Raw genomic sequence first — 25,621 nt, 5'->3', positions numbered from 1 at the left:
TCTACCAGCCTAAGCAGCAAAAGCTGCGCATCTCAAAGGGACAGGAATGTTTGGTCTAAGCTCCGATTCGAAATACATTCTTGATGCCATCTCCAAATCGCAGGCGATCATAGAATTCGATCTCAAAGGAAATATCCTCAAGGCGAACGAAAATTTCTGCAACGCGCTTGGATACAGCCTGAGCGAGATCGTTGGTAAGCATCACGGCATGTTCTGCGAGCGGGCCTATACGGCAACCGCGGAGTATCGCGAATTCTGGGCGCGGCTCGGACGCGGCGAATATGACGCCGGCGCCTACAAGCGCTTTGCCAAGGGCAATCGGGAAATATGGATCCAGGCGTCCTACAATCCGGTTTTCAAAGGGGGCAAACCATACAAGGTGGTGAAATTCGCGGCCGACATCACCGCAGCCAAAAAGAAGGCGGTGGAGGATTCCGGCAAGCTGGAGGCGATCTCGCGCTCGCAGGCGGTGATCGAATTTACCCCGGCGGGTGAAATCTTGACCGCCAACGAGAATTTCTGCAACGCCATGGGATATTCGCTCGCCGAGATCACCGGCAAGCACCACAGCATGTTCTGCGATCGTGCCTATACCGACACGGCCGACTACACCAACTTCTGGAAGCGGTTGGCGCACGGCGAGTTCATCGCCAACGAATTTGTCCGGTTCGGCAAGGGTGGCCGGCAAATCTGGATACAGGCGGCCTACAACCCGATCCTCGATGCCGATGGCAAGGTCTACAAGGTCGTGAAGTTCGCGACCGACGTTACCCAGCGCATGAGCGCCATTTCCCTTCTCGGCACCGCCTTGCGCAATCTTTCCGAAGGCGATCTGACACGAACGGTGGACACGCCTTTCGTTCCATCGATGGAGCAGCTGCGGCACGATTTCAACACCGCTGTCAAAGGCCTTTCCGAGACCATGAAGACGATCGGTGAGAATGCCACTGCGATCGCCGCAGGGTCGAGCGAGATCGGCGCAGCGGCCGACTCCTTCTCCAAGCGAACGGAACAGCAGGCAGCATCGATCGAAGAGACGGCCGCCGCGCTGGAGGAGATCACCACGACGGTCAACGATTCCAGCCGTCGTGCCGATGAGGCGGGTCGTCTCGTCGCCATCACCAAGCAGGGCGCCGAACATTCCGGCGTCGTGGTCCGTAATGCCGTCGCCGCCATGGGTCAGATCGAACAGTCCTCCCGCGAGATCACCAACATCATCGGCGTCATCGACGATATCGCCTTCCAGACCAACCTGCTGGCATTGAATGCCGGCGTCGAGGCCGCCCGCGCCGGTGAAGCCGGCAAGGGCTTTGCGGTCGTGGCTCAGGAGGTGCGGGAGCTCGCCCAGCGCTCCGCCAAAGCCGCCAAGGAGATCAAGGCGCTGATCAACACATCGGGCGAGCATGTCAAGAACGGCGTCGGCCTCGTCGGCGAGACCGGCAAGGCGCTCGAGGCAATCGTCGCACAGGTCGACGATATCAACGGCAATGTCGTCGCCATCGTCGAAGCCTCCAGGGAACAGGCAACCGGCCTCAAGGAAATCAACCAGGCGGTCAATACGCTGGATCAGGCAACCCAGCAAAATGCCGCGATGGTCGAGGAAAGTACTGCCGCCAGCCACAGCCTTGCGAGAGAAGCCGAAACGCTGCGTGTCCTGCTGGCGAGGTTCCGCCTACCGGGTCGAACGCAGTCCATCGGCGGAGCTGGGCCAAGACAGACGGGCTCGCCGGCGCTGCACCTCGTTTCACGTGTCGCAAAGGTGAATAGTGCCGGCGCAGCGACCGCCCAAAGCTGGGAAGAGTTCTGAACCATGCCGGTGCAGGCGGCACCTTGACCGGATTGCGCTGTATACGTCGATAAAAGCGCGCCGCATGAAACCCATGCGACGCGCTCTGATGGCTTAGCCGAACAGCGCGAAGGTTGCCCTCAGCGTCACCCACACACCCCACAGCAGCGGAATGCCGACGACGGCCCAGGCAAGCATCGCCTTGGCATCCAGTCCGCCTGTGCCGATGCCGAAGGAACCCGTCGGCCCGGCATTGACGGCTGCCGACTTCGCCTGCAGCGCAGCAACCTCGTCATCCGACATGAACCATTTGTCCGAAAGCGGCCTGATCAGCGCATTGGCGATGAGCCCGAGCGCCAGCATGCCGGCGAGGATATACATGGTGCCGGTATAGAGGGTTGGCCCGGGCGCAACGCCGGCGGCGATCTGCGCTTCGCGGATATAGTTGACGACGACGGGCCCGACGATGCCGGCCGTTGCCCAGGCCGTCAGCAGCCGACCGTGGATGGCGCCGACGAACTGCGTGCCGAAAATATCGGCAAGATAGGCCGGGATCGTCGCGAAGCCGCCGCCGTACATCGACAGGATGATGCCGAAGGAGAGAACGAACAGCGCCTTGTTGCCCATGCCTGCGAAAGTGGGCGCCAGCGCATAGAGCACGATGCCGAGGACGAAGAAGCAATAATAGGTATTCTTGCGGCCGATCTTGTCGGACAGCGACGCCCAGAAGAACCGCCCGCCGATGTTGAAGAGCGACAGCAAGCCGGCGAAACCGGCGGCGATCGTGGCGATCGATGCCTTCTGCCCGGCGTCGAGCTGGGCGAAGCCGACATCCGGTAGGCCGATCAGCGAGCCGGCGAAGATTTCCTGCAGCATCGGCGAGGCCATGCCGAGCACGCCGATACCGGCCGAAACGTTGAGGCAAAGCACCGCCCAGATCAGCCAGAACTGTTTGGTCCTGTGGGCATTGCTGAGGTGTACATGTTTGGTGGTAATCATCGTGCTCTTGGCTGCAGGCGGCGTCCAACCCTCGGGACGCCACCCGGCCGGCGGAATGCGATAGCCGAAGGCGCCGCCCATCATGAAGACGAAATAGATCACCGCCATGACGATGAAGGTCTGCCAGACGCCGACCGAACTGTCGGTCTTGAAGCTATTCATCAACAGGTTGGCCAATGGGGCGCCGATCATCGCACCGCCGCCGAAGCCCATGATCGCCATGCCGGTCGCCATGCCGCGCCGGTCGGGAAACCATTTGATCAGTGTCGAGACCGGCGAGATGTAACCGAGGCCGAGACCGATGCCGCCGATGACGCCGGCGCCCAGCCACATCATCCAGAGCTGATGGGTGATGACGCCGATCGCGGCAAGAATGATGCCGCCGCACCAGCAGCAGGCGGAAACGACGCCCGCCTTGCGCGGACCGGCCCGCTCGAGCCAGCCGCCCCAGATGGCGGCGGACGAACCAAGCAAAACGAAGAACAACGTATAGATCCAGCCGAGGTCGGCAACGCGCCAGTCGCAGGTCGTGGTGAACAGCGCCGAGGCAAGTGTCAGATCGGGGCAGGCCGTCGAGGCCGTGATCCCGAGCGACTTGGAAAGCGGCAGCCAGAAGACGCTGAAACCATAAGCCATGCCGATGCAGAGATGAATGGCGAGCGCTGCCGGCGGCACCAGCCACCGATTGAAGCCGGGCCTTGCGACGATCCTTTCACGATCGAGCAGGCCTACCCCCGCCAACGCCCCGTCTGTACGTGTTCCCGCTGCTGTCATGAACAACTCCTCCTTGATTCGGACCTGGCTTGATTCAGACTTATTGTAACCGGCGCATACGCAGGCAGCTTGCTCCTGCCCCTCCCGCATTGGCCTGATGCTGGCTATGGAGCCTGGTATGTCACCGGCTCCGGCTTTCGGATCAGAGGAACGGCCTGAAGCACGAGCGCGTCCAGGCCATTCTCCTCATTCTCCAGAATTTCGAACAATTGCCGCCGCATGCGCGGGTCCCAGAATTTATTGATATGGGTGGCGACCCCCTGCGCGGCCTCGCTTTGCGGCTGGCTCTTGAAAAAGGTGGCGATCTGGTTTGCCATATAGACGAGCTTGGTCTTGGTATCATGCGACATCGGCAATGCTTCCGGGCGAGATGCGGTGCGGGTGGGTAAAAATCTCGAAATCCTCGCCGCGCACCAGCGCGACGAGCGTCATGCCGGCTTCTTCGGCCGTGCGGATGGCGAGAGCCGTCGGCGCCGATATGGCGATGAGCACTGGGCTGCCGAGGATCGCCGCCTTCTGCACCATCTCGACGGAAAGCCTGCTGGTGACGACGACGGCGCCGTCCCCGCCTCTTTCGCTGGCGCCGATGACGGCGCCGCAGAGCTTGTCCAACGCATTGTGCCGGCCGACATCTTCGCGCACGGCAATCAGCCCCCTGCCGGGAAGATAGAACCCGGCGCCATGCACCGCCCGCGTCTCACGATGCAGCGGCTGCGCCTCGTTCAGAAGCGAAACGGCGCGGACGATATCCGCATGCGACAGCGCTAGCGGCGATGTCGAAACATCGGGCACCGGCCGTATCGCCTGTTCGATCGATTCGATGCCGCAGAGCCCGCAGCCGACCGGTCCCGCCATGCTGCGGCGTCGTGCCCGCAACCGATCGGCGACATCATCGACCAGGCTCACCTGCACATCGATCCCCTGCTCACCCTCGACCACCTCGATGCCCGATATCTCTGCCGGCCCGGTGATGATCCCTTCGGTCAGGCTGAATCCGACGGCAAAATCCGCGAGATCATCAGGCGTTGCCATCATCACCGCATGCGAACTGCCGCCATAGGAAAAGGCGATCGGCACTTCTTCCGGCACGATGCGCGAACCGGTCTGGAGGATGCCGTTGCGGCGGGCGGTTTCGGGCGCACGGGCGGTGACGGTGAAGGTCATGATGCGCGTTCCTGCCTAAAGAGCCGCCCCCGCATCGTCACTCCGCAGCCTCGAGTTTGCCGGCGATGCGGCGCGATTGCCGCGCCTGCTCGTCATATTCGAGTTGCCATTCGCTCGGCCCGTTGGAGGGCGAGACCTGCACCGCCGTCACCTTGTATTCCGGGCAGTTCGTCGCCCAGTCGGAGAAATCGGTGGTGATGACGTTCGCCTGCGTCGTGGGATGATGGAAGGTCGTATAGACGACACCCGGCGCGACGCGATCGGTGATCAGCGCCCTGAGCGTCGTGTCGCCGGAGCGGCTGCCGAGCTTCACCCAGTCGCCGTCGCGAACGCCGCGCTGCTCGGCATCGTGCGGATGGATTTCCAGCCGGTCTTCCGCATGCCAGACGACATTCTCGGTTCGCCGTGTCTGCGCCCCGACATTGTACTGGCTGAGGATGCGGCCGGTTGTCAGCAGCAGCGGGAAGCGCGGACCGGTGCGCTCGTCGGTCGCCACATATTCGGTGCGGATGAACTTGCCCTTGCCGCGCACGAAGCCATTGACATGCATGATCGGCGAGCCGAGCGGGTTCTTCTCGTTGCAGGGCCACTGCACCGAACCCATTTTGTCGAGATAGTCGTAGGAGACCATCGCAAAACTCGGCGTCGTCGCGGCGATCTCGTCCATGATCTCCGACGGATGGGTGTAATTCCAGTCGAGCCCCATCGCCTGGGCAAGCTTCTGCGTCACTTCCCAATCGCCATAGCCGTTGCGCGGCGACATCACCTTGCGCACGCGGTTGATACGGCGCTCGGCATTGGTGAAGGTGCCATCCTTCTCGAGGAAGGTCGAGCCCGGCAGGAAGACATGGGCGTAATTGGCGGTCTCGTTGAGGAACAGGTCCTGCACGACGACGCATTCCATCGCCGCAAGCCCGGCCGCGACATGTTTGGTATCGGGATCGGACTGGAGGATATCTTCGCCCTGGATGTAGATGCCCTTGAAAGTGCCGTCGACTGCTGCATCCAGCATGTTCGGAATACGCAGGCCCGGCTCGTTGTTGAGCTTCACGCCCCAGAGCTTTTCGAAGATATCGCGCGTCGCATCGTCGGAAATGTGCCGGTAGCCCGGCAATTCGTGCGGGAACGAGCCCATGTCGCAGGAGCCCTGCACATTGTTCTGGCCGCGCAGCGGATTCACGCCGACGCCGGGACGGCCGATATTGCCGGTCGCCATTGCCAGGTTGGCGATGGCGATGACCGTGGTCGAGCCCTGGCTGTGTTCGGTAACGCCGAGGCCATAATAGATCGCGCCATTGCCGCCCTTGGCATAGAGCCTTGCCGCGCCGCGCAGATCCGCCGCCGGCACGCCGGTGAAGATCTCGGTCTCTTCGGGACTGTGCTGCGGTTCGGCGACGAAGGCGGCCCAGTCCTCGAACTCCGACCAGTCGCAGCGCTCGCGGATGAACGCCTCGTCAAAGAGGCCTTCGGTGACGATCACATGCGCCAGCGCCGTCATGACCGCGACATTGGTGCCGGGCTTCAGCGGCAGGTGATAGGAGGCCTCGATATGCGGCGAGCGGACGATATCGGTGCGGCGCGGATCGATGACGATGAGCTTGGCGCCCTGGCGCAGCCGCTTCTTCAGCCGCGAGCCGAACACCGGATGCCCGTCGGTCGGATTCGCGCCGATGACGATGACGACGTCGGAATGCTCGACGCTGTCGAAATCCTGCGTGCCCGCCGACGTGCCGAAGGTCTGGCCGAGGCCGTAACCCGTCGGCGAATGGCAGACGCGGGCGCAGGTGTCGACATTGTTGTTGCCGAAGCCGGCGCGGATCAGCTTCTGCACCAGATACGTTTCCTCATTGGTGCAGCGCGACGAGGTGATGCCGCCAATTGCCTCGCGGCCGTATTGATACTGGATGCGGCGGAATTCCGTCGCCACATGCGCGAAGGCCTCGTCCCAGCTCACCTCCCGCCAGGGATCGCTGACCTTTTCCCGGATCATCGGATTGAGGATGCGGTCCTTATGGGTGGAGTAGCCATAGGCGAAGCGGCCCTTGACGCAGGAATGGCCGCGATTGGCCTGACCGTCCTTCCACGGCACCATGCGCACCAGTTCCTCGCCGCGCATTTCCGCCTTGAAGGAACAGCCGACGCCGCAATAGGCGCAGGTGGTGACAGCCGAATGCTCGGGCTGGCCGATCTGGATCACCGACTTCTCCGTCAGCGTCGCCGTCGGGCAGGCCTGGACGCAGGCGCCGCAGGAGACACATTCGGAATCGATGAAATGCTCGTGCATGCCGGGTGAAACACGGGAGCCGAAGCCGCGGCCCTCGATCGTCAGCGCGAAGGTGCCCTGCACTTCCTCGCAGGCGCGCACGCAGCGCGAACAGACGATGCACTTGGAGGGATCATAGGTGAAATAGGGATTGGATTCGTCCTTCGGCATCCATTTCAGATTGATGTCGCCATTGCTGCGCGCCTTGACGTGATTGTCGCCCTCATAGCCGTAGCGCACGTCGCGCAGGCCGACGGCGCCTGCCATGTCCTGCAATTCGCAATCGCCGTTGGCCGCGCAGGTGAGACAGTCGAGCGGATGGTCGGAAATATAGAGTTCCATCACGCCGCGGCGGATATCCTTCAATCGCCCCGTCTGCGTGTGCACCACCATGTTTGCCGCCACCGGCGTCGTGCAGGAGGAGGGCGTGCCGTTGCGGCCCTCGATCTCGACGAGGCAGAGCCGGCAGGAGCCGAAAGCATCGACCATATCGGTGGCGCAGAGCTTCGGCACCTTGATGCCGGCCTCCATCGAGGCGCGCATGATCGAGGTGCCCTCCGGCACGCTGATCTGCTGTCCGTCGATGGTGAGCGTCACCATGGCCTCGGATTTGGAAGCCGGGGTCCCGTAGTCGATTTCATGGATGAGAGACATGGTTTGCTCCTCCGATAGATTTCCTTGTCGGCCGCCTCGGGGCAGGCCCCTCATCCGCCTGCCGGCACCTTCTCCCCGCTCGCGGGGAGAAGGGGATACGCCGCGACCTCTCCGTTCCCCGCCACGTCTCGCATGGCACGTCCCCTCTCCCCGCAAGCGGGGAGAGGGTTAGGGTGAGGGGCAAAGTTGAAGAAAAACGCGTCATTCCGCCGCCTCCACCAGAGGTGCCGGCGAAAAATCCTCCGGGAAATGCGTCATGGCGCTCATCACAGGATAGGGCGTGAACCCACCCAGCGCACAGAGCGAGCCGAACTTCATCGTGTTGCAGAGATCGGCAAGCAGCGCCCGGTTCTTCTCCGGCTCGATGCCGCGAGCGATCTTGTCGGCCGTCTCCACGCCGCGCGTCGAGCCGATGCGGCAGGGCGTGCACTTTCCGCAGCTTTCGACGGCGCAGAATTCCATCGCGAAACGCGCCTGCTTCAGCATATCGGCCGTGTCGTCGAAGACGACGATGCCGGCATGGCCGATCAGCCCGTCCTTGGCGGCGAAAGATTCGTAGTCGAACGGCGTGTCGAACAGCGCTCGCGGGAAATAGGCGCCGAGCGGTCCGCCGACCTGCACGGCCTTGACCGGCCGTCCCGTCACTGTACCGCCACCGATCCTGTCGACGATATCTCCGAGCGAAAGACCGAAGGCCGTCTCAAAGAGGCCGCCATATCTGACATTGCCGGCAATCTGCAGCGGGATGGTGCCGCGTGAGCGGCCCATGCCGAAATCGCGGTAGAAGGCCGCACCCTTTTCCATGATGACCGGCACCGAAGCCAGCGAGATCACATTATTGATGACGGTAGGACAGTTAAACAGCCCCTTATGCGCCGGCAGTGGCGGCTTGGCACGCACGATGCCACGCTTGCCTTCGAGACTGTTGAGCAGCGCCGTCTCCTCGCCGCAGACATAGGCGCCGGCGCCGGTGCGCACCTCGATATCGAAGGCGCGGCCGGATCCGAGCACCGATGGTCCGAGAATGCCGGCCTGGCGCGCAATGCCGACGGCCTCGGTCATGACAGCGATCGCATGCGGATATTCCGAACGCGTATAGACGAAACCCTTGGTCGCCCCGGTGGCGAGCCCTGATATCGCCATGCCCTCGATCAACACGAAGGGATCGCCCTCCATGATCATCCGGTCGGCAAAGGTGCCGCTGTCGCCCTCATCGGCATTGCAGACGATATATTTGCGTTCGCCGGCGGCCTCGAGAACGGTCTTCCACTTGATGCCGGTGGGAAAGCCGGCGCCGCCGCGTCCGCGCAAGCCGGAATCGGTGATTTCCTTGACGATATCGACTGGTGTCATCGAAACGGCGCGGCGAAGGCCGGCAAGACCGCCATGCGCCTCGTAATCGCCAAGCGAAAGCGGATCGGTGACGCCGCAGCGGGCGAAGGTCAGGCGGGTCTGTTCCTTGAGGAACGGGAGGTCTTCAACCTCCCCGAGACAGAGCCGATGCTTGCCTCCATCAATCATCCCGGCATCGAACAGATCAGGCACATCCTTCGCCTTCACCGACCCGTAGCCGATGCGCTTGCCGGCAACCTCGACCTCGACCAGCGGTTCCAGCCAGAACATTCCGCGCGAGCCGTTGCGCACGATCTTGGCATCGAAGCCGCGGGCGACGATCTCCTGGGCAATCGCCTTTGCCACCTTTTCGGCCCCGAGCGCCAGCGCTGCGGCATCGCGCGGAACATATATCCTGACCGTCATCGGCGTGCCTCCGCGACAAGTTCCGCCGCCGTCTGATCGTCGACCCGGCCATAGACCTCGCCGTCGAGCATCGCCGCCGGCGCACAGGCGCAGAGCCCGAGACAGTAGACCGGCTCCAGCGTGACGCCGCCATCGAGCGTCGTCTGATGAAAATCGATGCCGAGCAGCGCCTTGACACGTTCGGCCAGCGCATCGCCGCCCATCGACTGACAGGCTTCGGCGCGACAGAGCTTCAGCACGTGTCGGCCGGCGGGATGGTCGCGATAATCGTGATAGAAGGTCACCACGCCATGCACCTCGGCGCGCGAGAGGTTCAATTCCTCCGCGATAACAGGCATGGCTTCCTGCGGCACATAGCCGAATTCCTGCTGAACCTCGTGCAGAATGGGAAGCAGCGGCCCTTCGAGAAAGCGAAGATCGGCGACGATGGCTCGGGTGCGTGCTGCAATATCGCCTTCGGCGATATGAATGGTCATAAGGCAGCCCTCCCAGCGGCTTGCTCGTTGCGAAATAGCGGGCCTCCCCCAGCCGAGTGCTATTCCGCAACCACCATCTCAGGGAAGCAGCCGGCGATCAATAAAGCTATCTCGTTGCTTGATAGGTTTTTTCTATCAAAGTTCTTCATCTTGCACGAGCACTCTTGCCTCATGCAGCAAGGCCGAGACAAGCGGCGTGAACGGCTCGCGATAAGGCGCAACAAGGCCGACCAGATGATGCGCCTCCGGCTCGACGATCGGGATCATGCGGATTTCCACTGGAAACCCGAAGGATTTGGCGACGTTGCGCGGCATGATGCTCGCCCAGCGTCCGGTCCTGACATGCGAGAACAGCACGATCATCGAGTTGGATTCGAGCGTCGGATGCGCTGTAGCACCTGCTTCCGTCAAGTGGCGGTTGATGATCCGGCGGTTCTGCATGTCGGCAGTCAATAGACAAAGCCGAAGATCGCCGATCTCCCGCCAGGTCACCTTGTCGCGATCAGATAGCGGGCTGCCGGCAGCCGTGATCAGATTATAGCGCTCGGCATAGAGGGGAACGGTCGTGACGCGGCCGAGCGGCTCGTTTTCGAGGTAGGTGATGCCGGCATCGATTTCGAGGTTTTCGAGCATGCTCAGCACCTGCAGCGAATTCCGCGAGACGATCGAGAAGGTCACGCCGGGATGCCGCTCCTGAAAGGGCGTGGTGATGCGCGACAGCATGGCAAGCGCGGTCGGAATGGCGGCGAGGCGGATGTGGCCGGAAAGGCCGCGGCGCGCGGCGCGCATCTCCTCGCGCATGGTGCGGGCATCGCCGACGATGCGCCGGGCCCATTCGAGCACGCGCTGCCCCTCCGGCGTCAGCCCCTGGAACCGCGAACCGCGCTGCACCAGCATGACGCCGAGCTGATCCTCGAGCTGCCGGATGGCAGCCGAAAGCGTCGGCTGCGAGATCCCGCACTCCTCCGCAGCACGGCCAAAATGCTTTTCATTGGCAAGGGCGATGAAGAATTCCAGCTTGTCGATCATCCGGTCTCCCGATCCGGCGTGACATCATCCGGGTCAGTTCATCTTTGACGCAGCAGCCGTGCTCCGCAAGGGCGATCTCTAGATCAGGATGATTTTAGGCCTGATCGGCCTAAAATCTGAATCCTGATCTAAATCAAAGAAATAGAGCATGATGTCGTCCGAAAACCGCGCACACTCGGCATCATGCTCTAACTGTTTTCTGCAGCCGGAAAAAGATCGAACAGCGATTCGAGGAAGGCAAGCACGCTGACATTACCGATGCTGTAATAGACCAGCCTGCCCTGGCGGCGCGTATGGACTAGGCCTTCGAGCCTTAACCGCGCCAGCTGCTGCGAGACCATTGCCTGCTGGATGCCGAGGATATTTTCGATCTCACCCACCGTCCGCTCCTCGTTCGCCAATATGCAGAGGATCAGAAGTCGGGTCGGGTGCGCTAGCGCTTTCAGCAGATCGCTCGCTTCATGGGCTTTTCCAGCGAGTTTGTGCGATTCCTGGCCGGACATCCCCGGCTCGGGTTTGGGCAACGGCATCGGTATCTCGGAAGGGAGGCAATGAGGTAGATCAGCACAATAGCATATTCGCGCAAGCGAATTGGTCAAAAGTGATGAAATGTCAAAAAAGGTCCAAACAAATCAGCAGATAAGCTGACCTCCATTGATCTCGATCACCTGTCCGGTGATGTAGCCCGAGAGCGACGGAGCCGCCAGGAACAGATAGGCGGGAGCACAATCCTCCGCCGTGCCGAGCCGCTGCAGGGGGATGGATTTTCTCGTCTGCTCCAGCTTTTCGCGAGAGGAATAGCGCTCATGGAAATCCGTCTCGATCGTTCCCGGCGACACGCAATTGACGCGGATTCCGTCCGGTGCAAGTTCACGGGCAAGAGCCTTGGAATAGGTCGCAACGAAGGCTTTCGAAGCCGAATAGATCGAGGAACCGGGGCTGCCGCCGGTCAGCGCCGAAATCGAAACCGTGTTGACGATGGCAGCGGCACTAGTCGCCTTCAATGCCGGCAGCAGCGCCCGCGTCAGCGCCACCACCGATGTCTGGTTGAGCCGCACGACCGCCTCATATTCTGCATCGGTGAGTGTGGCAGCGGGAAAACGACCAAGCATGGTGCCGGCATTGTTGACCAGCACGTCGACCTTATCGAAGAAGGCGAGAGTATCCTCGGCAAATTGCGCTGCCCCACCGACTGCAGAGAAATCGGCATTAAGCAGCAGCGCCCGTCTTTCGGATTCAGCCGTCAGCAGGAAATCCGGCAGGTCGCGTCCCGGCTTGCGCCCGGTATGGACGATCACCTTCGCGCCGCAGTCCAGGAACTGCCGGGCCACTTCAAGGCCGATGCCGCGGCCGGCGCCGGTCACCACGACATTGCGATTTTCGAACAGTCTGGGATGGAACACGAAGCCGTCCTCCTCGCGGACATTGCCGCCGGTTGTGTCATTCGCCCTTAACATATGAACGCGCCGACTGAAAGAAAGGCGCGCATCGATCTTTCCCGGCGAAGACCGGGGTTAGTTTTCGGTCTCCAGAAGCCGCGCGCCCGGCCCTTCCTTGCCGAGCCGGTCGCAGGGATTGCGCAACGGACAGCTTTCGATCGACAGGCAGCCGCAGCCGATGCAGCCGGTCAGACGGTCGCGCAGCAGGCTAAGCCGCCTGATTCGCGCGTCAAGATCATCCTTCCACAGCGCCGACAGCGTCTGCCAGTCGGCCACGGTCGGCGTGCGTCCCTGCGGCAGGGACTCGAACGCCGCCTGGATTTCCGAAAGCGGAATGCCGACACGCTGCGCCACCTTGATGATGCCGAGCCGGCGAAGCACATCGCGCCCATAGCGCCGCTGATTGCCGCGGGAGCGGATGCTCGAGATCAGCCCCTTGGTCTCGTAAAAATGCAGCGCCGAGACGGCCAGGCCGCTGCGCTCCGCCACTTCGCCGACCGTCAGGAGCTTGCCGAGCGGCGCTCGCGGAATTGTATCCATCGCCTCTTGACCTCAAGATTAGTTGAGGTTTTATAACCCTTGCTCCTGCAATCGTAAAGTCCAATCGCAGCAAGGAGCGACGCATGCAAACACCCACCAGGCTGGCTGTCATCTACGGGAGCACGAGAGAGGGCCGCATCTGCGACCGGGTGGTCAAATGGCTGACGCAGGAGCTCGTCCGCTTCCCGCAGTTTGATATCGACATCATCGACCCATTGGATTTCGCGCTGCCGGCCAACCGCGATATGGCGCACGCCGAAGTCGACAGGCTCGCTGGACGGCTTGGCATGGCCGACGCCTTCATCATCGTCACGCCGGAATACAATCACAGCTTTACCGCCTCGTTGAAGTCGATCATCGATTTCTTCTTCGAGCCCTGGCAGGGCAAGCCGATCGCCTTCGTTTCCTATGGCGGCATATCCGGCGGCCTGCGCGCCGTCGAACAGCTGCGGCTGGTCTTTGCCGAACTGCACGCCGTCACCATCCGAGATTCGGTGAGCTTTGCCGCACCTTGGAACCGCTTCGATACGCAGGGAAGGCTCGACAATCCCGCCGATGCAATACATTTGCTCGATCGGATGATGGCGAGGCTGGAATGGTGGACGCAGGCGCTCGTCACCGCCCGCAGCAATCGTCCCTATGCCGACATAGAGCGCCGCGCGTCTTTTCAGACGCGCTAAGGACGCTCTATCACTTTGAATCTTCGCATAATCCTTTCCGAAAATCGATGCCGATTTTCGGGGTTATGCGCTAGCCGCCTGAGCCAGAAAGCTCCGGTTCCGTTCCCGGCAGGTACGGAACCATTGGGAACACCCGGGCAGATCCTCCGCCCGGGTGTTTTCCGTCACATCCGGTTCATTCCGACCGCACGGACGGGTTCGCAATTTTGCGGTTGCGGGGAGAAAACCCCGGTGATAGTTTCCGCGCAAATAACAGGGGAGCTCCGTATTGCCGGGGCTGAGATGTGAGGCGCAAGCCTCTGGACCCTTCAAAGCTGATCTGGGTAATGCCAGCGGAGCGAGGTTCAGATGTTCTCAGGCGCACAAGTGTCACTCTATCCGATGTCCGACAATTTCGTCGGCATCATTCTCGATGCCGTCACGGCGCTCGATCCCTATCGCGACCGGCTGCGCATCGAGACCGATGACATTTCCACACTGCTGGTCGGCCCGCCTGACATTCTCTTCGCCGCCATGCACGACCTTTTCGTCGCTGCTGCAAAGACCGGCGAGCATTGCGTGCTGTCCGCTGCGATTTCACGCGGCTGCCCCGGCGAGCCCGACGACGCCATCTGCGGCATCAACCCCTCCCTCGGCCAGGCGGAGCCGCTTGCCGAACGTATAACAGCCGCACTTGCCGCCGTTGAAACCACCACCGAAACCGGACAGCCGACCGCTGCGCAATTCTCGCTCTACGTCATGGGAACCGGTACCCATATGGACGAGATCTACGGCTGCATCGACTTCCTGAAGCGCTCCGGCACCTTCGACCGCGCCAAGAATTTCTGTACCAGGCTCTCTGGCGACGCTGGCGCGGTCTTCGCCACGATTCGTGAGGCCTTCTATCGCTTCGGCGACCCCGAGGGACATGTGACCCTCGACATCACGGTGTCCGTCAATACAGCGCCGCGCGTCTTTTCAGACGCGCAAAGGACGCTGTAGCATCTTAAATTGGCTGCATAATTTTATCCTTAAATCGATTCCGAATTCAGGAATTATGCAGCAGCCGACGAAAGCCTGAAACGAACGCTGATGACACTGCCACAACCATCGGATTCGCGCCTTGCCGCGCTCCGCGCCGCTCTCTACCGGGGCATACCCGCCTTGCTCGCCGGCTGCGCCTTCTTGGCGGCATGGGAACTCTATGTCGATCTCTCCGGCATCAAACCGTCCATCCTGCCGGCGCCGTCGCGTATCGTCATCCAGGGTTGGCTGAACCGCGAGGCGCTGATATCAAACACCTGGCCGACGCTCGGCGCGACACTCGGAGGTTTCGCCCTGTCGCTTGCCTTCGCCTTCGCCGCCTCGATCCTCATGGATTTCGTGCCCTTCATGCGCCGGGCATTGCTGCCGATCTTCATCGCCAGCCAGACCCTGCCGCTGGTGGCGATCGCCCCCCTCGTCGTCCTCTGGTTCGGCTTCGGCCTATTGCCGAAGATCCTGCTGGTGGCGCTCGTCACCTTCTTCCCGCTGCTCGTCGCCTTGCTGCAGGGCTATGAATCGACCGACCGCGACATCGCCGAATTGCTGAATTCGATGAAGGCGAGCCGCTGGCGCATTTTCCGCTTGGCACGGCTTCCCTCCTCGCTGCCCTATTTCTTCGCCGGCCTCAGAATCTCGATCACCTATGCCGTCGTCGGCGCGATCTTTGCCGAATATGCCGGTGCCGCCCGCGGCCTCGGCATCTATATCCTCAACGCTAAGAACAACTTCCGCCCCGATCTCGTGCTCGCCGCCGTCGTCGTCAGCGCCGTGCTGACACTCTGCCTCTTCGGAGCGACGCTATTGATCCAGCGCCTCGTCATGCCCTGGCAACAATCCGGGGAGCAGCGCCGATGAGCGATGCAATGGTTGAACTGCGCAACATCTCGAAGTCCTTCGACGGCATGAAGGTGCTGGGCGACATCTCGCTCACCGTCGCAGACGGCGAGTTCGTTTCGATCGTCGGCCCGTCCGGCTCCGGAAAGTCGACGGTACTGAGGTTGCTGACACAGGCGCTTCGGCCCGATTCCGGCACCATGCTTTTCAAGGGCGCGCCGCTGGAACAGGCGCCACATTCCTTCGCTTTCATGCCGCAGCGCGACGCGCTGATGCCCTGGCGTCGGATCATCGACAATGCCGCACTCGGTCTCGAGGTGAAAGGCATGAGCCGTCGCGCGGCCCGCGCCGCCGTCGCGCCGCTGTTCGAGAGCTTCGGCCTTGCCGGCTTCGAACACCACTATCCCTCCGAACTGTCAGGCGGCATGCGCCAGCGCGCCGCGCTGCTGCGCACTGTCGTCCAGACCCAGGACATGCTGCTGCTCGACGAGCCTTTCGGCGCGCTCGACGCGCTGACGCGTACGCAGATCCAGGAATGGCTGCAGGGCATGTGGACCGAACACCGCTGGACGGCGCTGCTGATCACCCATGATGTTCGCGAGGCCGTGTTCCTCTCCGACCGGATCTACGTGCTTTCGGCCCGTCCGGCGCGTATCATCCGCGAATTCCGCGTTCCCCTGCCCCGTCCGAGAAGCATTGCCGATCTCGGCTCGCCGGCGGCCCAGGCGATCGAAACCGAAATCCTGCAAACCCTGCTTCATCCGCTAGAACAGGATGATTTTAGGCCGGTCGGCCTCAAACCTGAATCCTGTTCTGATTTAAAGAGTTAGAGCATGATGTCGCCCGAAAATCGCTCACGCTTTTCGGCATCATGCTCAAGAGACCTGAGGAGGTCACCATGCTGCTTCTCACCCGTCGCCAGACGATCTTCGCCGCCATCGCGGCAAGCCTCGCCGGCCGCCCCGCCTTCGCCCAATCGGCGCCCGCAAAGGTTCGCATCGCGCTCGACTGGACGCCCAACACCAACCATATCGGCATCTATGTCGCCAAGGCGAAGGGCTTTTATGCCGATGCCGGGCTCGATGTCGAGATTCTCCCCTTCACCGATACCAGCGCCGGAACGCTGGTGTCGAACGGCGTTGCCGATTTCGGCATCAGCAGCGAGATCGAGACCCTCACGCAACGCGCTGGCGGCGGTGACGTGAAGATGGTCTACGGCGTCGTCCAGACGGAAACCGCACGCCTGATCTTCAAGGGCGGACGCGACGATATCAAGAGCCCGAAAGACCTCGACGGCAAGACCTATGGCGGCTTTGGCGGCACCTGGGAGAGCGCGCTGATCTCCGCGATGATCCGCAATGACGGCGGCAAAGGTGACGTCAAGACCGTCACCCTCGGCACCTCCGCTTACGAAGCTCTGGACAATGGCTCGATCGATTTCACGTTGGAGATCTACACCTGGGAAGGCATCGCTGCCGAACTGGAAAACCGGAAGATCGGCCGCTTCCACTATTCCGATTATGGCATTCCCGACGAGCAGACGACGGTCATCGTCTCCAGCGACGCCTATCTCTCCGCACGTCGGGAACACGCCCGCGCCTTCATCCAGGCGACACGAAAGGGTTATGCCTACTCCGTCGACCATCCCGACGAAGCCTGCGACCTGCTGATCTCTGGAAGCAACGGCGCACTGATGAATACGGAACTGGTAAAGGCTTCTCAGAAGGCATTGATCGAGGGGCACTTTCTGAAATCCGAGGCCGGTGTGATCGGTAAGCTCGACCCGGCAAAGGCCGAGGCCCTCGGCAGCTTCCTGATGGAGAATGGCATTCTGGTCGATGCCAATGGCGCCGCACTCAAGGAGAAGCCGGACTTTTCCACCTATTATACCAACGAACTTCTCGACTGAGCCCAACGCCTGCCTTGCCCGTCGCGGCTTTCCGCTGCAAAATCCTAGATACGGATTCAGATCTTAGGCCGGATCGGCTTAAGGTTCGAATCCGTATCTAAATCAAAGAAGTAGAGCATGATGTCGTCCGAAAACCGCTCACACTTTTCGGCATCATGCTCTGGGCAAGGTGGGGAGGCAGGATGCGACAACAGGAGAGACTGGCCGGAGCGGACTTTCTGCGCGCGACGGCCTGTCTGCTGGTGCTCGCCCACCACTTCGCGCTGCGGCTGGATATGCGCAGAATCCCCGACGAACTCGGACCGACCGCAAACATCCTCCGCTTCGGCAATTTCGGCGTCGCCATCTTCTTCGTCCTCAGCGGCTTTCTTCTTGCCCATCCCTTCTGGCGCGCGCTCGACGCGGGCAGCGACATGCCGAACCTCCGGCATTACACGATCCGCAGGATGGCGCGCATCGCTCCGGGCTTCTGGTTCGCCGCCACCATTGGCTTCGCCCTCAGCCTGACGCTGCTTGCCCTGCCGCTGACGCCTGAGCTTGTGCTCCGCTATGTCTCCGGGCTGCTGTTCATGAGCCAGTGGCATTGGCGCACCTTGTTTCCTGTCGAAGCCGACGGGCCGCTCTGGTCCATTCCCTTCGAGGTCACCAGCTATGTGCTCCTGCCGGTCTGCTTTCTCCTGCTGTTTCGTTTGCCATTCCTCAGGCAGCGCCCGTTGCTTGCCCGCTTCGCCTGGCTTTGCGTCATCACGGGCGTACTCCTCGCCCATGTGCTGATCCTGACCCTCTTTCCGCTCGACGACATCGAACGCGGCTGGCAGTACGGCCTGCAGGGCGGGGCGAAGGAATGGATGCCGAGATATAACCCGATCGGCTTCTTTGCCGTCTTCGCGCTCGGCGCGCTTGCCGCCGCCATCGAGATCATGCTGCCAAGAAGGCGCTCCTTCTGGTTCGATGCCGCAGCGCTCCTCGCCCTCACCATTGCCGCCTACCGCCTCGTCATATCGCCCGGCGGCTCTCCCGACGCTTACGGCTGGCTCGAAATCCCCTATGGCTTTCCGGTCTTTCCATTGGCGGTCGCAACGGCGCTCGTTTCGCTCAGCCATTCGCAACGCCTGGGCAGGCTGCTCGACAACGCTCCTGTCCGCTATATCGCAAAGATCTCCTTCGGCATCTATATTTGGCAGGAGATCATCCTGATATTGATCCAGAGGCTCGACCCGGGTTCGTTCGGCGTTTCCTCGGAAAATGTCGTCACCGGCTGGCTGCAGTCTTGCGGATTGGCGGCAGCGCTCATCCTTCTGGTCGCAACCCTCAGCTACGCGCTGCTGGAAAAGCCGGCGATCCATTTCGGAAACCGGCTGACATCTCGTCAACCCAATCGGGCTACTCCTTTCAAAGTATAAATTTCCCGTAAGCGCAACTACAGGCATTAATGTTAACGCGGAATACTCCCATTTTTGGTGTCTTTAGGGTTATCAAATTCTTATTTATACCGATGACAAACGATACGTGACCATGTATTTGTCTCCATGTTGTTCAGTATCGCATCTAAACTTGTGGACCTTGCGTAATGAATGCTTTTACTTCGAAGACGAATCCACGCTTCGATCCGTCTCAGCGTCAGGACAAAACCAAGACCCTGGTTATAGCGAACTCCAACATTCGCCAGCCGGATAGCTTTTCCCTTATCGAAAGAAAGATGGCTGTGCGGCTCAGCGTGAAGCGGTTGATCGACATCGTCGCCTCAGTCAGCGCCCTCATCGTGCTGGCGCCGCTTTTTCTGACAATCGCTCTTTTCATCAAACTCGACGATGGCGGTCCGGTGTTTTTCCGCCAGATCCGCTGGGGGCTGAACGGCCGGAAGATCACGGTCTTCAAGTTCCGGTCGATGCGCGCGGAAGCTTGCGATCCGAGCGGCATTCAACAGACCGTCAAGGGCGACAGCCGGGTGACAGGCATCGGCTCGTTGCTCCGCAAGACCAATATCGACGAGCTGCCGCAGCTTTTCAACGTTCTCAGGGGTGAGATGTCGTTGGTCGGCCCGCGCTGCCACGCCATCAATATGCGGGCAGCCGGTCGGCTCTACGAGGAACTGGTGCCGGACTACCACTACCGCCACATCATGCGCCCCGGCATCACCGGCCTTGCGCAGACGCGCGGCTGGCGCGGCCCGACGGCGCGGCCGCTGGCAGCTCGCGCTCGCATCGCCTGCGATATCTATTATGTCAGGAATTTCAGCCTGCTGCTCGACCTGAAGATCCTGTTCAAGACGGTCGTCATCGAGCTGCGCGGCGGCACCGGCTTCTGAGACGATCTCGGCATCACTGCCAGAGGTAGGCGACCCCTGCAGTGTCACGCGTCTTTTCAGACGCGCAAAGGTCGCATTAGCCCTTTGAATTGCTGCGGCCGCGTCTTAATTTTAACTCGGCCGATAGCGCTGTTTTCCGTACATCGACAGATAAAGGCAGAAACAAAAAAGCGGCCATCGCGGCCGCTTTTCATGGATCTTACCGATTGTAATCAATCCTGTTGAACGACGCCGCGCAGGTGCGTCAGTTCCATGATGAAGTGTTCGAGCTTCGACTTGTGCTCGTGCAGCTCGGCATGTTCGAGTTCCTTACGGGCGGCCTCGATGCGGCGCGTCAGTTCGTCCTTGTGGAGTTCCTCGACCGGAACTGCCGATTCGGCCAGCAATGTGCAGCCTGTCGGCAGGATATCGGCAAAGCCGCCGAACACCACGTAGTCCTGCTTCTTGCCGGAGGCCGAACGCACGCTCACGACACCTGGCTTGATCGTCGTCATCGTCGGCGCATGGTTTGCCATGACCGTCATCTCGCCTTCAGTCGCGGGGATGACGACCTCGGTCACCATCTCCGACAGCAGCAGACGCTCCGGCGAAACGAGCTCAAAGTTGAAATTGTCAGCCATCAGTGACTTACCTTCTCGGCTATGGCTTTCGCATCTTGCAATTTAGTCCCGCAGAACGGGCAGTGCATTATCGCTTGGTCGAGATAACCGAGGCCTTCCTCGCTCTGGACCAGCCCCACCACCATCATCAGCACGCCATTATCGGCGCGATAGACGGTCGGCGCTGCCGGTTCCGGAAGATCCGCCACGACCCCTTTCAGGGAGTCGCAGCAGAATATCTCGTCTAGCGCATCGCTCATTAAGCAGCTGCGAGTTTCTTGGCCTTTTCGACCGCTTCTTCCATCGAGCCGACCATGTAGAAGGCAGCTTCCGGCAGGTGATCATATTCGCCGTTGACGAGGCCCTTGAAGCCCTTGATCGTGTCTTCGAGAGCAACCAGCTTGCCCGGCGAGCCGGTGAAGACTTCGGCGACGAAGAACGGCTGCGACAGGAAACGCTCGATCTTGCGGGCGCGGGCGACAGCAATCTTGTCCTCTTCGGACAGTTCGTCCATGCCAAGGATCGCGATGATGTCCTGCAGGGCCTTGTAGCGCTGCAGCGTCGACTGGACCTTACGAGCGACGTCGTAATGTTCTTCGCCGACGACCATCGGGTCGAGCATGCGCGACGTGGAGTCGAGCGGATCGACCGCCGGGTAGATGCCCTTTTCAGCGATCGAGCGCGACAGAACCGTCGTTGCGTCAAGGTGAGCAAACGAGGTCGCCGGCGCCGGGTCGGTCAAGTCGTCGGCCGGAACGTAAATGGCCTGAACCGAGGTGATCGAGCCGGTCGTCGTCGTGGTGATGCGCTCCTGCATCTGGCCCATGTCGGTTGCGAGCGTCGGCTGATAACCGACGGCCGACGGGATGCGGCCGAGCAGAGCCGACACTTCGGAACCTGCCTGCGTGAAGCGGAAGATGTTGTCGACGAAGAACAGAACGTCCTGGCCCTGGTCGCGGAAGTGTTCGGCGACCGTCAGGCCGGTCAGGGCGACGCGGGCGCGCGCGCCCGGCGGTTCGTTCATCTGACCGTAAACAAGTGCCGCCTTCGAGCCTTCGCCGCCGCCATGCTTGTTGACGTTCGATTCGATCATTTCGTGGTAAAGGTCGTTGCCTTCGCGGGTGCGTTCACCGACACCTGCAAAAACCGAGTAACCACCATGCGCCTTGGCGACGTTGTTGATCAGTTCCATGATCAGAACGGTCTTGCCGACGCCGGCGCCGCCGAAGAGGCCGATCTTGCCGCCGCGTGCATAGGGAGCCAGAAGATCGACGACCTTGATGCCGGTGACCAGAATCTGCGATTCCGTCGACTGCTCGACATAGGACGGCGCCTCCTGGTGGATGGAGCGCTTGTGAGCGGTGACCAACGGACCGGCTTCGTCGACCGGCTCACCGATGACGTTCATGATGCGGCCGAGCGTCTCGTTGCCGACCGGAACCATGATCGGAGCGCCGGTATCGGCGACTTCCTGGCCGCGAACGAGACCTTCGCTCGAGTCCATCGCGATGGTACGGACGACGTTTTCGCCAAGGTGCTGCGCAACTTCGAGAACCAGGCGGTTGCCGTTGTTGCTGGTTTCCAGCGCGTTCAGGATCTTCGGCAGTTCGCCTTCGAAAGCAACGTCGACGACGGCGCCGATAACCTGGGTGACTCTGCCGACAGAGCCGATCTTGGGGGTAGCTGCCTCAGCCATTTTCTGACCCTCTTTTCCTAGCCTCAGAGCGCTTCCGCGCCCGAAATGATTTCAATGAGTTCCTTGGTGATCTGCGCCTGACGCTGGCGGTTGTAGCTCAGCGTCAGCTTGTTGATCATCTCACCGGCATTACGCGTCGCATTGTCCATAGCGCTCATCTTGGCGCCCATCTCGCCTGCGACGTTCTCAAGGAGCGCGCGGAAGATCTGGACGGAGATGTTGCGCGGGATCAGATCTTCGAGGATCGATGCCGGATCCGGCTCGTATTCGTAGACGGCGCCTGCATGTGCGGCATCTTCGGTCTGCACAGCTCCCGTTGAAGCCGGGATGAGCTGCTGCGCCGTCGGAATCTGACTGATCACCGACTTGAACTCGGAATAGAACAGCGTGCAGACGTCGAACTCGCCGGCAGCATACATCTCGATGACGCGCTTGCCGATCTGATCCGCATTCTCGAAGCCGACGCGCTTGACGTCGCGCAATTCCTTGCGCTCGATGATGAGCGAGGCGAATTCGCGGCGAAGGATATCGTGACCCTTCTTGCCGACGGTGAAGATCTTCACCGTCTTGCCTTCGGCAAGCAGCTTGCGGACCTGTTCGCGTGCAAAGCGTGCGATCTGCGAGTTGAAACCGCCGCAAAGCCCACGTTCGGCCGTGCAGACCACCAGCAGATGGACCTTGTCCTGGCCAGTGCCGGTCATCAGCGTCGGCGCGCCATCGGCATCGGTGACGGCCTTGGCGATGTTCGCCAGAACTACACCCATGCGCTCAGAATAAGGCCGGGCGGCCTCGGCCGCCTCCTGCGCACGCCGAAGCTTCGCCGCGGCGACCATTTTCATCGCCTTGGTGATCTTCTGCGTCGCCTTGACGGAGGCGATCCGGTTTTTCAGATCCTTAAGTGAAGGCATCCGTGATCCGTCCTAACTTAGGGCCTGATTACGAGAAAGACTTTGCGAAGCTATCGAGAGCAGCGTTGAGCTTGCCCTTGGTATCGTCGCTGATTGCCTTTTCCGTGCGGATCGCGTCGAGGATGGCGGAGCCTTCCGAACGCAGATATGAGAGGAAGCCCTGCTCGAACTTGCCGACAGAAGCGACCGGCAGCTTGTCGAGATAGCCGTTGACGCCTGCAAAGATCACGGCGACCTGCTCTTCCGTCTTCAGCGGCGAGAACTGCGGCTGCTTCAGGAGTTCAGTCAAGCGTGCACCACGGTTCAGCAGGCGCTGCGTCGCAGCGTCGAGGTCCGAACCGAACTGGGCGAAGGCGGCCATTTCGCGATACTGGGCAAGTTCGCCCTTGATCGAGCCGGCGACCTGCTTCATCGCCTTGATCTGAGCCGACGAGCCGACGCGGGAAACCGACAGACCGACGTTCACGGCCGGGCGGATACCCTGATAGAACAGGTCGGTTTCAAGGAAGATCTGGCCGTCGGTGATCGAGATCACGTTGGTCGGAATGAAGGCCGACACGTCGTTGCCCTGCGTTTCGATGACCGGCAGAGCGGTCAGCGAACCGGCGCCCTTGTCGTCGTTCATCTTCGCAGCACGCTCGAGCAGGCGCGAGTGCAGGTAGAAAACGTCGCCCGGATAGGCTTCGCGGCCTGGCGGGCGGCGCAGCAGCAGCGACATCTGGCGGTAGGACACGGCCTGCTTGGACAGGTCGTCGTAACCGATCAGCGCATGCATGCCGTTGTCACGGAAATATTCGCCCATGGCGCAGCCGGCAAACGGAGCCAGGAACTGCATCGGCGCCGGATCGGAAGCAGTGGCGGCAACGATGATCGAATACTTCAGCGCGCCGCGCTCTTCGAGCACCTTGACGAACTGGGCGACGGTCGAACGCTTCTGGCCGACGGCGACGTAGACGCAGTAAAGCTTTTCGCCTTCCGGACCGTTGTCGTGAATGGCCTTCTGGTTGAGGAAGGCATCGAGAAGGATCGCGGTCTTGCCGGTCTGGCGGTCACCGATGACCAGCTCGCGCTGGCCGCGGCCGACCGGGATCAGCGCGTCGATGGCCTTGAGGCCGGTCGACATCGGCTCATGAACCGACTTGCGCGGAATGATGCCGGGAGCCTTGACGTCGACGCGCGAACGGCGCGTCGCGTTGATCGGGCCCTTGCCGTCGATCGGATTGCCGAGCGCGTCGACGACGCGGCCAAGCAGTTCCGGACCAACCGGAACGTCAACGATGGCGCCGGTCCGCTTGACGGTGTCGCCTTCCTTGATGTCGCGGTCGGAGCCGAAGATGACGACGCCGACATTGTCGGATTCGAGATTCAGCGCCATGCCACGGATGCCGCCCGGGAACTCGACCATTTCACCGGCCTGGACATTGTCCAGACCATAGACACGAGCGATACCGTCACCGACGGAGAGAACCTGGCCGACTTCCGAGACTTCTGCCTCTTTGCCGAAATTTTTAATCTGGTCTTTGAGAATTGCGGAAATTTCCGCGGCGCGGATATCCATCAGCCAACCTCTTTCAATGCGAGCTTAAGGGTAGAGAGTTTGGTACGAAGAGACGTATCAATCTGACGGGACCCGACCTTCACGATCAGACCACCAAGAATTGACGGATCAACCGTGACGGCAATCGTCACGTCTTTGCCGGTAACGCTCTTGAGTGCCACCTTCAATTCGGTTTCCTGCGCTTGCGAAAGCGCATGCGCCGAGGTGACCTCGGCGGAGATTTCACCGCGATGGTTCGCGGCGATGATGCGGAAGGCCTTGATCATGCCCGGCAGAGCAAACAGGCGGCGGTTGCGCGCCACGACCTTCAGGAAATTGGCGAAGAAACCGCTGATGCCGGCCTTCTCGCTGATGGCGACGATCGCCTTCAGCTGGTCTTCAGCGGAAAAAACCGGGCTTGCGACGAAACGCTTCAGATCGGCGCTCTCATCCAGCATCGCCTGGAAATGATCAAGATCGGCGGTGACGCTATCGACGGCGCCCTGCTCGAGCGCCAGTTCGAAAAGCGACCAGGCATAGCGTTCTGCAACACCAGAAGTAAGCTGGGACGTGTCTGCCACTGGCACAAATTTCCCTGATTTCAACCCAAAATCCGGCTCTCGGCGGGCGCCGAACCTATGATCTTGAATTCGTTTTGATTTCCCCCAGAAATCACAAGAGAAGCCTCTTGCTTCTTCCGAAATTCGGGGTCCGTCTAACATAGGATGTTCGGACTCGCAACACGCGTAATGCCCGAATACGCCTTTCACATGAATTTCTGTCTGCAAAATCGCGCAATGGCCTGAAAGCAGGCCGAACAAGCCGTCTGCCGGCAGCGAGAGTCACGTCTGGGTGAAGCCGAAAACGTAGAGCAGCGGTAGCGCGGCCAAAGCGATCTGCACAACCAGGAGTAAATAGTTGACGAGATTACTCCCCTTATCGGACAGGATCGAGATAACACGGGCAAAGGCAGCCATCGCGAAGGAGGCGCCGAGCGCCATATAGATCCAGTCCTGGGCGAGCATGATCGCCGACAGCCCGAAGCCGAGATAGAAACCGCCCATCGAGCGCCCCTCGCCGAAGCCTTCCGGCCGCCCCTCCTGCGCCTGCAGACCGAGAAGACGGAAAGTCTGGCCCGGCGCGAACATCATGATGAAGCCGGCGAGCGCCGTGAAAGCGGCGGAGCAAAAGGCAAGCTGCTCGCCAAACTCGGTCGGAAAGTAAAACTCCATGCATCAGCCCCAA

The 25,621-nt window shown here is 61.1% G+C and carries 25 protein-coding genes and 1 riboswitch; of the genes, 8 read left to right on the top strand and 17 right to left on the bottom strand.

The features are described 5' to 3' along the window. Positions 1 to 46: 46 nt before the first annotated feature. Positions 47 to 1,807: a methyl-accepting chemotaxis protein gene (locus tag GR198_RS17420; RefSeq protein WP_029871016.1), complete on the top strand. Its 1,761-nt coding sequence runs from the start codon at positions 47 to 49 to the stop codon at positions 1,805 to 1,807. Between the two features lie 93 nt (positions 1,808 to 1,900). On the opposite strand, the gene GR198_RS17415 is transcribed toward GR198_RS17420, so the two are convergent. From GR198_RS17415 to soxR, 10 genes are all read right to left on the bottom strand, one after another. Further along, positions 1,901 to 3,559 (bottom strand): OFA family MFS transporter, encoded by a 1,659-nt coding sequence (locus GR198_RS17415; protein ID WP_029871015.1) that lies wholly within the window; start codon positions 3,557 to 3,559, stop codon positions 1,901 to 1,903. A 104-nt stretch (positions 3,560 to 3,663) separates the two neighbouring features. Beyond that, a complete protein-coding gene (locus GR198_RS17410) occupies positions 3,664 to 3,909 on the bottom strand; it encodes a formate dehydrogenase subunit delta (RefSeq protein ID WP_029871014.1) in 246 nt (81 codons plus the stop codon). Beyond that, on the bottom strand, positions 3,899 to 4,723 hold the full coding sequence (fdhD, locus tag GR198_RS17405; RefSeq protein ID WP_029871012.1) for a formate dehydrogenase accessory sulfurtransferase FdhD: 825 nt from the start codon (positions 4,721 to 4,723) through the stop codon (positions 3,899 to 3,901). The genes GR198_RS17410 and fdhD overlap by 11 nt, the downstream gene beginning before the upstream one ends. 37 nt (positions 4,724 to 4,760) lie before the next feature. After that, positions 4,761 to 7,640 (bottom strand): formate dehydrogenase subunit alpha, encoded by a 2,880-nt coding sequence (gene fdhF, locus GR198_RS17400; RefSeq protein WP_029871011.1) that lies wholly within the window; start codon positions 7,638 to 7,640, stop codon positions 4,761 to 4,763. Positions 7,641 to 7,841: 201 nt separating this feature from the next. Next, positions 7,842 to 9,398, bottom strand: a complete 1,557-nt coding sequence (locus GR198_RS17395) for a formate dehydrogenase beta subunit (RefSeq protein WP_029871010.1) — start codon at positions 9,396 to 9,398, stop codon at positions 7,842 to 7,844. Beyond that, positions 9,395 to 9,874: a formate dehydrogenase subunit gamma gene (locus tag GR198_RS17390; RefSeq protein ID WP_018069026.1), complete on the bottom strand. Its 480-nt coding sequence runs from the start codon at positions 9,872 to 9,874 to the stop codon at positions 9,395 to 9,397. The genes GR198_RS17395 and GR198_RS17390 overlap by 4 nt, the downstream gene beginning before the upstream one ends. A gap of 135 nt (positions 9,875 to 10,009) precedes the next feature. Next, entirely contained in the window at positions 10,010 to 10,903 is an 894-nt protein-coding gene (locus GR198_RS17385; protein ID WP_017995349.1) for a LysR family transcriptional regulator, read from the bottom strand. 188 nt (positions 10,904 to 11,091) lie between these two features. Continuing rightward, a complete protein-coding gene (locus GR198_RS17380) occupies positions 11,092 to 11,433 on the bottom strand; it encodes an ArsR/SmtB family transcription factor (RefSeq protein ID WP_029871009.1) in 342 nt (113 codons plus the stop codon). A 102-nt stretch (positions 11,434 to 11,535) separates the two neighbouring features. After that, positions 11,536 to 12,306: an SDR family NAD(P)-dependent oxidoreductase gene (locus GR198_RS17375; protein ID WP_029871008.1), complete on the bottom strand. Its 771-nt coding sequence runs from the start codon at positions 12,304 to 12,306 to the stop codon at positions 11,536 to 11,538. Between the two features lie 111 nt (positions 12,307 to 12,417). Continuing rightward, a complete protein-coding gene (gene soxR / locus GR198_RS17370; protein WP_029871007.1) occupies positions 12,418 to 12,882 on the bottom strand; it encodes a redox-sensitive transcriptional activator SoxR in 465 nt (154 codons plus the stop codon). 83 nt (positions 12,883 to 12,965) lie between these two features. Between soxR and GR198_RS17365 the strand changes: the two genes are divergently transcribed. The 7 genes from GR198_RS17365 to GR198_RS17335 all read left to right on the top strand — a co-directional run bounded on the left by GR198_RS17365 (position 12,966) and on the right by GR198_RS17335 (position 19,636). Next, positions 12,966 to 13,562, top strand: coding sequence for an NADPH-dependent FMN reductase (locus GR198_RS17365; protein WP_164069316.1), 597 nt, complete (start codon positions 12,966 to 12,968; stop codon positions 13,560 to 13,562). A 244-nt stretch (positions 13,563 to 13,806) separates the two neighbouring features. Further along, positions 13,807 to 13,920, top strand: a riboswitch (TPP riboswitch). Continuing rightward, entirely contained in the window at positions 13,911 to 14,543 is a 633-nt protein-coding gene (locus GR198_RS17360) for a YkoF family thiamine/hydroxymethylpyrimidine-binding protein (RefSeq protein WP_164069315.1), read from the top strand. It overlaps the preceding riboswitch by 10 nt. Positions 14,544 to 14,633: 90 nt before the next feature. After that, positions 14,634 to 15,440, top strand: coding sequence for an ABC transporter permease (locus GR198_RS17355; protein WP_029871004.1), 807 nt, complete (start codon positions 14,634 to 14,636; stop codon positions 15,438 to 15,440). After that, positions 15,437 to 16,249 carry an ABC transporter ATP-binding protein gene (locus GR198_RS17350; protein WP_164069314.1) on the top strand — a complete coding sequence of 271 codons (813 nt, stop codon included), beginning with the start codon at positions 15,437 to 15,439 and terminating at the stop codon, positions 16,247 to 16,249. The genes GR198_RS17355 and GR198_RS17350 overlap by 4 nt, the downstream gene beginning before the upstream one ends. A 68-nt stretch (positions 16,250 to 16,317) precedes the next feature. Next, positions 16,318 to 17,328 (top strand): ABC transporter substrate-binding protein, encoded by a 1,011-nt coding sequence (locus tag GR198_RS17345; RefSeq protein WP_164069313.1) that lies wholly within the window; start codon positions 16,318 to 16,320, stop codon positions 17,326 to 17,328. 182 nt (positions 17,329 to 17,510) lie between these two features. Then, complete coding sequence (locus tag GR198_RS17340) at positions 17,511 to 18,731, top strand: acyltransferase family protein (protein WP_164048645.1); 1,221 nt, start codon at positions 17,511 to 17,513, stop codon at positions 18,729 to 18,731. 167 nt (positions 18,732 to 18,898) lie between these two features. After that, positions 18,899 to 19,636: a sugar transferase gene (locus tag GR198_RS17335; RefSeq protein WP_164069312.1), complete on the top strand. Its 738-nt coding sequence runs from the start codon at positions 18,899 to 18,901 to the stop codon at positions 19,634 to 19,636. A gap of 212 nt (positions 19,637 to 19,848) precedes the next feature. On the opposite strand, the gene GR198_RS17330 is transcribed toward GR198_RS17335, so the two are convergent. The 7 genes from GR198_RS17330 to GR198_RS17300 form a co-directional block, all read right to left on the bottom strand. Next, on the bottom strand, positions 19,849 to 20,256 hold the full coding sequence (locus GR198_RS17330) for a F0F1 ATP synthase subunit epsilon (RefSeq protein ID WP_012759246.1): 408 nt from the start codon (positions 20,254 to 20,256) through the stop codon (positions 19,849 to 19,851). Further along, positions 20,256 to 20,495, bottom strand: coding sequence for a hypothetical protein (locus GR198_RS17325; RefSeq protein WP_003543462.1), 240 nt, complete (start codon positions 20,493 to 20,495; stop codon positions 20,256 to 20,258). Before GR198_RS17325 ends, GR198_RS17330 begins: the two co-directional genes overlap by 1 nt. Further along, positions 20,495 to 21,931 (bottom strand): F0F1 ATP synthase subunit beta, encoded by a 1,437-nt coding sequence (gene atpD, locus GR198_RS17320; RefSeq protein WP_012759248.1) that lies wholly within the window; start codon positions 21,929 to 21,931, stop codon positions 20,495 to 20,497. The genes GR198_RS17325 and atpD overlap by 1 nt, the downstream gene beginning before the upstream one ends. A gap of 23 nt (positions 21,932 to 21,954) precedes the next feature. After that, a complete protein-coding gene (locus GR198_RS17315) occupies positions 21,955 to 22,839 on the bottom strand; it encodes a F0F1 ATP synthase subunit gamma (RefSeq protein ID WP_164069311.1) in 885 nt (294 codons plus the stop codon). 28 nt (positions 22,840 to 22,867) lie between these two features. Next, on the bottom strand, positions 22,868 to 24,397 hold the full coding sequence (atpA, locus tag GR198_RS17310; protein ID WP_012759250.1) for a F0F1 ATP synthase subunit alpha: 1,530 nt from the start codon (positions 24,395 to 24,397) through the stop codon (positions 22,868 to 22,870). After that, positions 24,397 to 24,963: a F0F1 ATP synthase subunit delta gene (locus tag GR198_RS17305; RefSeq protein WP_312876454.1), complete on the bottom strand. Its 567-nt coding sequence runs from the start codon at positions 24,961 to 24,963 to the stop codon at positions 24,397 to 24,399. Before GR198_RS17305 ends, atpA begins: the two co-directional genes overlap by 1 nt. Positions 24,964 to 25,218: 255 nt before the next feature. Further along, a complete protein-coding gene (locus GR198_RS17300) occupies positions 25,219 to 25,608 on the bottom strand; it encodes an AGROH133_08824 family phage infection protein (protein WP_003543471.1) in 390 nt (129 codons plus the stop codon). Positions 25,609 to 25,621 lie beyond the last annotated feature (13 nt).

Source organism: Rhizobium leguminosarum, from assembly GCF_010668065.1.
GTDB lineage: Bacteria > Pseudomonadota > Alphaproteobacteria > Rhizobiales > Rhizobiaceae > Rhizobium > Rhizobium leguminosarum_S.
Note: the sequence above shows the minus strand (reverse complement) of the source record. Positions and strands in the feature narration are given on the sequence as shown.